Source organism: Marinactinospora rubrisoli, assembly GCF_042664915.1.
Classification (GTDB): domain Bacteria; phylum Actinomycetota; class Actinomycetes; order Streptosporangiales; family Streptosporangiaceae; genus Marinitenerispora; species Marinitenerispora rubrisoli.
On the sequence record NZ_JBHTBH010000025.1, the window covers coordinates 1 to 7964 of the forward strand.

At 74.2% G+C, this 7964-nt stretch carries 7 protein-coding genes; 3 read left to right on the forward strand and 4 right to left on the reverse strand.

Annotated features, from left to right (window positions below):
• Positions 1–765 (forward strand): cytochrome P450 (locus tag ACFQRF_RS27550; protein ID WP_379874394.1); only part of this gene is annotated, 765 nt, incomplete at its 5' end.
• Positions 766–814: 49 nt separating this feature from the next.
• Positions 815–2149, forward strand: coding sequence for an activator-dependent family glycosyltransferase (locus ACFQRF_RS27555; RefSeq protein WP_379874396.1), 1335 nt, complete (start codon positions 815–817; stop codon positions 2147–2149).
• 170 nt (positions 2150–2319) lie between these two features.
• On the opposite strand, the gene rdmE is transcribed toward ACFQRF_RS27555, so the two are convergent.
• The 3 genes from rdmE to ACFQRF_RS27570 all read right to left on the reverse strand — a co-directional run bounded on the left by rdmE (position 2320) and on the right by ACFQRF_RS27570 (position 5623).
• Positions 2320–3969 (reverse strand): aklavinone 12-hydroxylase RdmE, encoded by a 1650-nt coding sequence (rdmE, locus tag ACFQRF_RS27560; RefSeq protein WP_379874397.1) that lies wholly within the window; start codon positions 3967–3969, stop codon positions 2320–2322.
• A 90-nt stretch (positions 3970–4059) separates the two neighbouring features.
• On the reverse strand, positions 4060–4773 hold the full coding sequence (locus tag ACFQRF_RS27565) for a class I SAM-dependent DNA methyltransferase (protein WP_379874399.1): 714 nt from the start codon (positions 4771–4773) through the stop codon (positions 4060–4062).
• 13 nt (positions 4774–4786) lie between these two features.
• On the reverse strand, positions 4787–5623 hold the full coding sequence (locus ACFQRF_RS27570) for an NAD(P)H-binding protein (RefSeq protein ID WP_379874401.1): 837 nt from the start codon (positions 5621–5623) through the stop codon (positions 4787–4789).
• A gap of 246 nt (positions 5624–5869) precedes the next feature.
• Here ACFQRF_RS27570 and ACFQRF_RS27575 point away from each other — a divergent pair, with 246 nt between their 5' ends.
• The gene (locus ACFQRF_RS27575) at positions 5870–6289 is read left to right on the forward strand and encodes an ester cyclase (protein WP_379874402.1); all 420 of its coding nucleotides are present in this window, start codon (positions 5870–5872) and stop codon (positions 6287–6289) included.
• 76 nt (positions 6290–6365) lie between these two features.
• On the opposite strand, the gene ACFQRF_RS27580 is transcribed toward ACFQRF_RS27575, so the two are convergent.
• Entirely contained in the window at positions 6366–7295 is a 930-nt protein-coding gene (locus tag ACFQRF_RS27580) for an AfsR/SARP family transcriptional regulator (RefSeq protein ID WP_379874404.1), read from the reverse strand.
• Positions 7296–7964 lie beyond the last annotated feature (669 nt).

Consider the following 7964-nt stretch of genomic DNA (forward strand, 5'->3'; position numbering starts at 1 on the left):
ATCGCCGGCCTGCTCGCCCTGCCCGCCCCCAACACCGCCGCCCTCACCCGGCTGGCCCCCCGCCTCGCCCCCGCCTTCGACGCCGGCCTCTGCCCGCCCCCGCACCCCACCGCCCTGGACCTGCTCGCCGCCATCGGCGAACTCCGCGACCTGCTCACCGACCTCATCGACACCCACCACCGCCACCCCGGCACCGGACTGGCCGCCGACCTGCTGCGCGCCGCCGCCGAAACCCCCACCGCCCACGCCGACGCCCTCGCCGGCTGCCTCCTCGCCGCCCTGTCCATCGAAACCACCGCCAACCTCATCTGCAACGCCGCCAACGCCCTGCTCGACCACCCCGGCCAGTGGCGGCGGCTCCGCGACGACCCCGACCTCGCCCCCCGCGTCGTCGAGGAGACCCTCCGCCACGACCCGCCCATCCGGCTGGAGAGCCGCATCGCCCACACCGACCTCACCCTCGCCGGCCAGCACATCACCGCCGGCAGCCACCTCGTCATCTGCGTCGAAGCCGCCAACCGCGACCCCGCCGCCCACCCCGACCCCGACCGCTTCACCCTCGACCGCCACGGCGAACCCGGCCACCTGGCCCTCACCCCCCGCACCGCCGCCGGCCTGACCGCCCCCCTCACCCGCCTGCTCACCGAGACGGCGCTACGCGCCCTCGCCACCCGCCTGCCCACCCTCCGCCGCACCGCCCCCGTCCTGCACCGCATGCGCGCCCCCGTCACCCACGGCGTCCTGCGCTTCCCCGCCACCTCCTGACCCCGCCACCCCGACCGGCCGCGCAGCAGCGAGAACCGTGGAGCACACCATGCGGGTCCTGATGACGTCCTTCGCCCAGCACGCCCACTTCAACGGCTCCGTCCCCCTCGCCTGGGCCCTGCGCACCGCCGGCCACGAAGTCCGGGTCGCCAGCCACCCAGCCCTGACCCCCGCCATCACCGCGGCCGGCCTCACCGCCGTCCCCGTCGGCACCGACCACCCCCTCGACACCGTCATGCGCAACGGCGGCCCCGCCCTGTTCGCCCCCCTGCGCCACCCCGACTTCCTGGAGAACCGCCCCGACCGCCTCGACCACGACACACTCCGCTACTGGGACACCGTCTTCACCGCCCTCGTCTACGCCCCCGCCAACGACGACACCGTCATCGACGACCTCGTCCGCTTCACCCGCCACTGGCGCGCCGACCTCGTCATCTGGGAGCCGTTCACCTTCTCCGGCGCCGTCGCCGCCCGCGCCGCCGGCGCCGCACACGCCCGGCTGCTCTCCTTCCCCGACATGTTCCTCAGCACCCGCGCCGCGCTGCTCCGCAAGAACGCCGCCCACCCCGCCGCCGAACACGACGACGCCCTGGGGGAGTGGCTCACCTGGACCATCGACCGGCACGGCCACCCCTACGACGAGGAGATCGTCACCGGCCAGTGGACCATCGACCAGATGCCGCCCAGCATCAGCCTGTCCCTCGGCCAGCCCACCGTGCCCATGCGCTACATCCCCTACAACGGGCCCGCCGTCGTCCCCGCCTGGCTGCGCTCCCCGCCCGCGCGCCCCCGCGTCTGCCTCACCCTGGGCACCACCACCCGCTCCTCGGCCTTCCCCGACGCGGTGTCCCTGCGCGCCACCCTCGACGCCCTCTCCGACCTGGACATCGAGGTCGTCGCCACCCTCGACGCCGCCCAGCTCGCCACGGTCGGCACCCTGCCCGCCAACACCCGCGCGGTGGAGTACGTGCCCCTGCACGCCCTGCTGCCGACCTGCGCCGCCATCGTCCACCACGGCGGCGCCGGCACCTGGTCCACCGCCGCCGTGCACGGCGTCCCCCAGGTCACCCTCGGCTGGATGTGGGACGCCGTCTACCGCGCCCGCCGCCTGCAGGACCTGGAGGCCGGCCTGTTCCTTCCCTCCGGCGAACTCACCCCCGCCGCCCTGCGCGACCGCCTCGTCCGGCTGCTGTCCGACCCCCGTCACGCCCGCGGCGCCGCCCGGCTGCGCGACGAAATGCTCGCCCTGCCCGCCCCCAACGACGTCGTCCGGGAACTGGAACGGCGCACCGAAGCCGCACACCGCCGCACGGCCCCCGCCCCGATCCCGGCCGCGGCACCGCCGCGCCCGCCCGCCGCCCCACGGGCCCCCGTGGCCGGCTGACCCGCGAGCCCCGCAACGCCATCCGGGGCGCGGGGGAGATGGGCCGCCCGAGCCCGCGCGCCGCAGCGCCGTGCGCGCCACCGCGCACCACACGCCACGGGCGGCGGATGCACCGCCCGGCAGAAGACCGGCGGCCGGACGGCGCATCCGCCGCCCGGCCGCCGGCCACCTCAGCGCGCCAGCACCCGCATCAGCACACCGCGCAGCGCCGCCACCGCGGCCTCCTCCCCGTCACCGGCCTCCTCGGCGGTCCGCCACGCCACCACCCCGTCCGGCCGGACCAGGCTCGCCCCCGCCGCCCCGATCCCGTACCGGCGCGCCAGCTCACCATCCGGGTCGCGCACGTCCGCCCCGGCCCGCAGCCCCTCCACCCGCACCCCCAGTTCACGGGCCAGCCGCGCGGCCGCCGCCGCCCACGCGCCGCCCCGCGGCCCGCACACCACCACCCACCCCCGGCCGAACAGGTCGATGGTCGAGCACCGCTCACCGCCACGCTCCACCCACAGGTGCGGCGCCCGGAACCCCGGCCGGCCACTGGCCCGCGCCGGATCCTCCGCGCGCACCGGATCGCCGTCCTCCACCACCACCGCGTCCGACCGGTACCGGAACCCCAGAATCACCTGCGCATACCCGGTCTCGGCCGGAACCGCCCCGGCCATGTGCGGCGCCAGCCGGTGCGCGTACAGGTACAGCGACTCGTCCACCACCAACTCGGCGACCTGCCGCCGCTCCTTCTCGTAACTGTCCAGCAGCCCCGGCCCGGCCTCCCCGTGCAGCACCGCGGCCAGCTTCCACGCCAGATCGAAACCGTCCCCGATCGCGGTGTTGCCGCCCAGCCCCCCGGTCGGCGGGTTGACCTTCGCCGCGTCCCCGGCCAGGAACACCCGCCCGTGCCGCCACCGGTGCGCGATCCGCGCCGCCATCTCCCACGGCAGCGCCTCCAGCAGCCGCACCCGCAGGTCCGGCGCGTCCAGGCCCAGCCGGATCAGCTCGGTCCACCGCTCCGGCGTGAAGTCCGCCGCCGACTCGCCCCGCGCGGGATCGTACTCGGCCCAGAACGTGTGCCACTCCGGCCGGTCGGTCACCCCGAACGCCCCGGTGAACTTCGGATGCCGCAGGTAGTACAGCCCCGACGCCCCCGGCGGCAGCACCTCCGACAGGTCCGCCTCGAAGATCATCCCCATCACGTGCGCGAGCGTGCCGTAGCCGTACCGCGGGATGGCCAGCCGCTCCCGGATCGGGCTGCGGTCGCCATCGGCCGCCACCAGGTAGCCGGCACGCACCGCACGCTCCCCACCACCGGCCCGGTCGCGCAGCACCACCGTGACGCCGTCCCCGTCCTGCTCGAACGACACCACCTCCGTACCGAACACCACGGTCGCGCCGAACCGCCGCGCCTGGTCCAGCATGATGGGCTCCAGCCGGTCCTGGGCGACCAGCGCCCACGGCTCCGGAGCGCACTCCGCGGTCGCCCCGACCAGGTCCTCGAACGACTCGGCGAACGTGTCGAACACCCGGCCGCGCACGCTCTCGGCGATCTTGATGGTGAACACGCCCTGACTGCCGCGGATGTCGCTGACCCGCCGCACCTCCTCGGCGATCCCGCCCAGGCGCAGCAGCTCCATGGTGCGCGGGTTCTGCCCGGCGGCCCGCGGATGGATCGACGTACCCGGGTGCTTCTCCGCCACCATGACCCGGATGCCGCGCCGGGCCAGGAACATCGCCGTGGACAGCCCGGCCAGGCCGCCGCCCGCGACCAGGACGTCCACCCTGGCCGCGTCCGCGCGGGCGCCGTTGTCGGTGCTGGTGCTGTCGGTCACTGCTCCTCCTCCACTCGTGTGTCTCTTCCACCGCGCGGCCGTGCGGGCCGGTCCCGGCCCGGACCGGCCCGCACGCGCCGCGGCCCGGTCTCAGCGGCGCTGGCCGACGAACAGCCCCCGGCCCGCCTGGACGCCCTCGATGTAGTCCACGTCCAGGCCGGCACGGGTGAACGCCGCCTCATAGGCCGACCGCGGGAACAGGCTGATCAGGTGGTTCTCGTCGAAGTGCCGGGCGCCGGTGCGGGGGTCGGCCACCACGTAGTGCACCTGCATGCGGCACGCGCCGTTCTCCCGCCGCGAGTGCGACACCCGCGCGATGGTGCGCTCGGCGACCGTGACGACGTCCGCCGACACGTAGCCCTCGATGAAGGTCTCCGGGAACCACCACGGGTCGACGGCGACCACCCCGTCGCCCACCAGATGTCGGGCGAACCGCACCAGCGTGGCGTCCAGCTCCGCCGGCGACCGCAGGTAGCCGATCGACCCGAACATGCAGGTGATCGCGTCGAAGGTCCGCCCCAGGTCGAAATCGCGCATGTCGCCGAGGTGCAGCGTGCCGGCCGGCCGGCGGGTCCGCGCCACGTCCAGCATCGCCTCCGACATGTCCAGCCCCTGGACGTCGTCGAACAGCTCGGCGAAGAACCCCAGATGCCCCCCGGTGCCGCACGCGATATCCAGCAGCGACACGGCGTCGGGTTTGCGGGCCCACACGTGCTTGGCCACCTCGGTGGTCTCGGTGGCGTAGTTCTTGCCCCGGCCCCGGTGGACGAGTTCGTAGATCTCGGCGAGTTCGGCTCCGTACACGTGTTCCCTCCACTCAGCGGAAGTCCCGCACATGGTCGGCCGCCCACCGGGCGAAGTCGTACGGCGGACGCCCGGTGATCTTCTCGACCGTCGGGAGCACGGGGGGAGGCGCCTCGACGGCGTCGGCCAGATAGGTCAACACCATGTCGACGACCGCCTCGGGCATGAACCTGCACATGTCGGCACGCCCCTGTTCGCGGGAGACCTCCTCCACGCGCAGCGTCCGCCCCAAGGCCACACCGATCAGGTGCACCTGCTCGACCTGGGAGACCAGATCGGGGCCGGTCAGCTCGTAGATCCGCCCGGCGTGCCCGTCCTGCAGCAGCGCGGCCGCGGCCACCGCGGCGACGTCGGCCTCGTGGATGAGCGGGCGCGCCGCCCGCGGCAGCGGCAGCCGCACCACCTCGCCGGCGCGGATCGCGTGTCCCCACTTCCACAGTGTGTTCGTCGCGAACTCGTCGGGGCGCACCAGCGTCCAGTCCAGGCCGGCGTCCTGGACGGCCCGCTCCACGGCGAGGTGCCGCAGCCCGCTGGGGTTGCCGCCACCGGCCTCGCGCACGGAGCTGGACGACAGCACGACGGTGCGGCGCACGCCCGCGGCGGCCGCCATCGCCGCGACCGTGCCGGCGGCGGCGGGCTCGGGGAAGAGGTAGAGGGCCTCGGCCCCCTCCAGCGCGGCGGCGAGGGTGTGCGGCCGGGCGAGGTCGCCGGTGCAGACCTCGACGCCGGCGGGCAGCCGCGCGGTGGCGGGGTTTCTGGTCAGCGCCCGCACCCGGCGCCCGGCGTCGAGCAGGCGGGCCACCACGTGCCTGCCGACGTGCCCGGTCGCTCCTGTCACCAACACGGCCATGGGTTCCATCCCTCCCGGTGCCGCGTTTTGGTCCTTCGCTTTGAGGATCGGCGCCGGTCCTCAAGGACGCGCCGAGTTCCGGTGGACCCGTCGTGGGGGAGGAGCGGCGCGGGGGAGGGCCGCACGAGCCGTCCTCGACCGGCCCTCCAGCCGGTGACCGGCACCCTGTGGGAAGGACGCGGAGGGGCCACCGCGGCTTCCGCCGCGCGCGGGCTCCGCCGCCGGTTCGCCGAACGAGGAGTCGCCATGCCGGACGTCGAGGAAGCCGAGAACAAGGCCCGCTGCCTGAAGATGGTCGCGTCGTGGAACCGGTGGAAGGTCGAGGGCATCACCAGGTACTGGGCCCCCGGCGTCGTGCACTACTCCCAGGACCGCGTCGTGGACTCGGCCACCATGGTCGGGCTCATGGAGGAGGGCCTGCGGGCGTTCCCCGACCTGCACCTGGAGGTCAAGAGCATCATGGCCGAGGGGGACCGGGTGATCCTGCGGATCACCGTGACGGCGACCCACACCGGCGAGTTCCAGGGCGTGCCGCCCACCGGCCGCCGGGTCAGCTGGTACCTGGTGGAGGAGCTGCGGTTCGCCGACGGCCAGGTGGTCGAGCACTGGGACGTCATCAACCACCTGCCGATGCTGGAGCGGATCGGGCAGGTGAGCGCCGCCTAGCCCGCCCGGGCCCCTGGGCCTCGTGGCCGGTGCCCCGCCGGGCACCGGCCACGAGGGCGGGCTCCTGCGCGGGCCCTCAGTAGCAGCGTGTGCTGGTCCAGGTGCCGGCCGGCGCGGTGTCGGCGGGCGGCGGGGTCAGCGGCGTGGACAGCTGCGGGTCGTTGTTGAGGATCGCGTGGTGCAGCCGCTGGATCGCCGGGCCCGGGTCCAGCCCGAGTTCGGTGACCAGCGTGGTGCGCAGGCTGTGGAAGGTCTCCAGGGCCTGGGCGCGCCGGCCGGCCAGGTGCAGGGCGCGCATGTACTGGGCGTGCAGCCCCTCGTGCAGCGGGTTCTGGGTGGTCAGCGCCGCCAGCTCGGTCAGCGCCTCGTGGTACATGCCCAGGTGCAGCTGGGTGTCGAGCAGGTACTCCAGCAGCACGAGGCGGGACTCCTCGTACTGGCGGCGCTTGGACTCCAGGATGCGGCCGGTGGGGATGTCCACCAGCGCCGGGCCGCGCCACAGGTTGAGCGCCCCGGACAGGTGCGCCAGCGCGGCGGGGTGGTCGCCGGAGCCCAGGGCGCGGCGGCCGGCCGCGGCGAGTTCGTGGTAGCGGTGCAGGTCGAGGCCGGCGTGGGCGGTGGTCAGCTGGTAGCCGCCGGCCCGGGTGAGCAGCAGCGTCTCGGCGACCCGGGCGGCCGGCCGGCAGGTGAGGGCGGCCAGCAGCTTGCGCAGGTTGAGGATGTAGGTCTGCAGCGTGGTCAGCCCGCTGGCGGGCGGCTCGTCGTCCCACAGTTCGCGCATCAGCGCCGTGACGGGGACGACCTGGTCGGCGTGCACGATCAGCATGGCGAGGACGTTGCGGAGCTTGGGCGCGGTGGGGGTCCTGCCCGTCCCGTTCATCTGGACGGCCAATGGGCCCAGGACACCGAACTCGACGCGGGGCGCGTCCGCGATGCCGGTGCCACGGTCACTGTGGTGGTCGCTGTGGTGGTCGCTGGTCGGTACACGGCCGTGTGAATCAGTCATCCCGAGCATCAGCCCCCTGACCTGGAACGGACGTTGAGCCCCTGACGGCGCATAAGTCTGGCCGGGCGCGGGAGGGACCGCGCGGGCGAACGGCGGGACACGGGCCGGGCCCCGTGCCCGGCCGCCACCGCGGCCCGCCCGGCGGTGGCCGGCGGCGCCCCACCGCTCCACCGCGAAAACCGCGCGAACCACATAATTCACGGCGAAAACCGGTATCGCCGACAATCGGCCACGAATTTCCCGGTGCGCCGACTTTATCGGAAACGCCGATCAATATCGGACAATGCGTCGTCGTGATAGTGCACCACTTTCGCTCGTGAGCGGCACTGAGATTTTACCGACTCTCTGCCACCCTTCAATTCGCTGGCCATATCAGGTCACCACTTGCAATTCCCTACCACTTATTGCTCCGCAAAACCACACCACCGGCAACGCCGAATTCCCGCAATCCGGGCGCAAGCGATTCCCCCCACCACCACAGCACACCCCGCCCCCAATCCGCCCGCCTCGCGGCATTTCGAGGCGGTTTCGAGGCGGGGTCGAGCACCCCCATGACAACCTGACCGCAGCCTTTCCCGCCCCCGCCCCCCGCCCCACCCCCGCGGCCGCCCCCGCCCGCCGGAAGGACGCCCCCATGCCCGCCGCCCCCCGGACCCGCCCATGACCGTC

What these genes read in the sequence shown, in the direction of transcription:
- ACFQRF_RS27555 (WP_379874396.1), top strand. Translation starts at nt 815, where the DNA reads ATGCGGGTCCTGATGACGTCCTTCGCCCAGCACGCCCACTTCAACGGC.
- ACFQRF_RS27570 (WP_379874401.1), bottom strand. Translation starts at nt 5,623, where the DNA reads ATGGCCGTGTTGGTGACAGGAGCGACCGGGCACGTCGGCAGGCACGTG.
- ACFQRF_RS27575 (WP_379874402.1), top strand. Translation starts at nt 5,870, where the DNA reads ATGCCGGACGTCGAGGAAGCCGAGAACAAGGCCCGCTGCCTGAAGATG.
- ACFQRF_RS27580 (WP_379874404.1), bottom strand. Translation starts at nt 7,295, where the DNA reads ATGACTGATTCACACGGCCGTGTACCGACCAGCGACCACCACAGCGAC.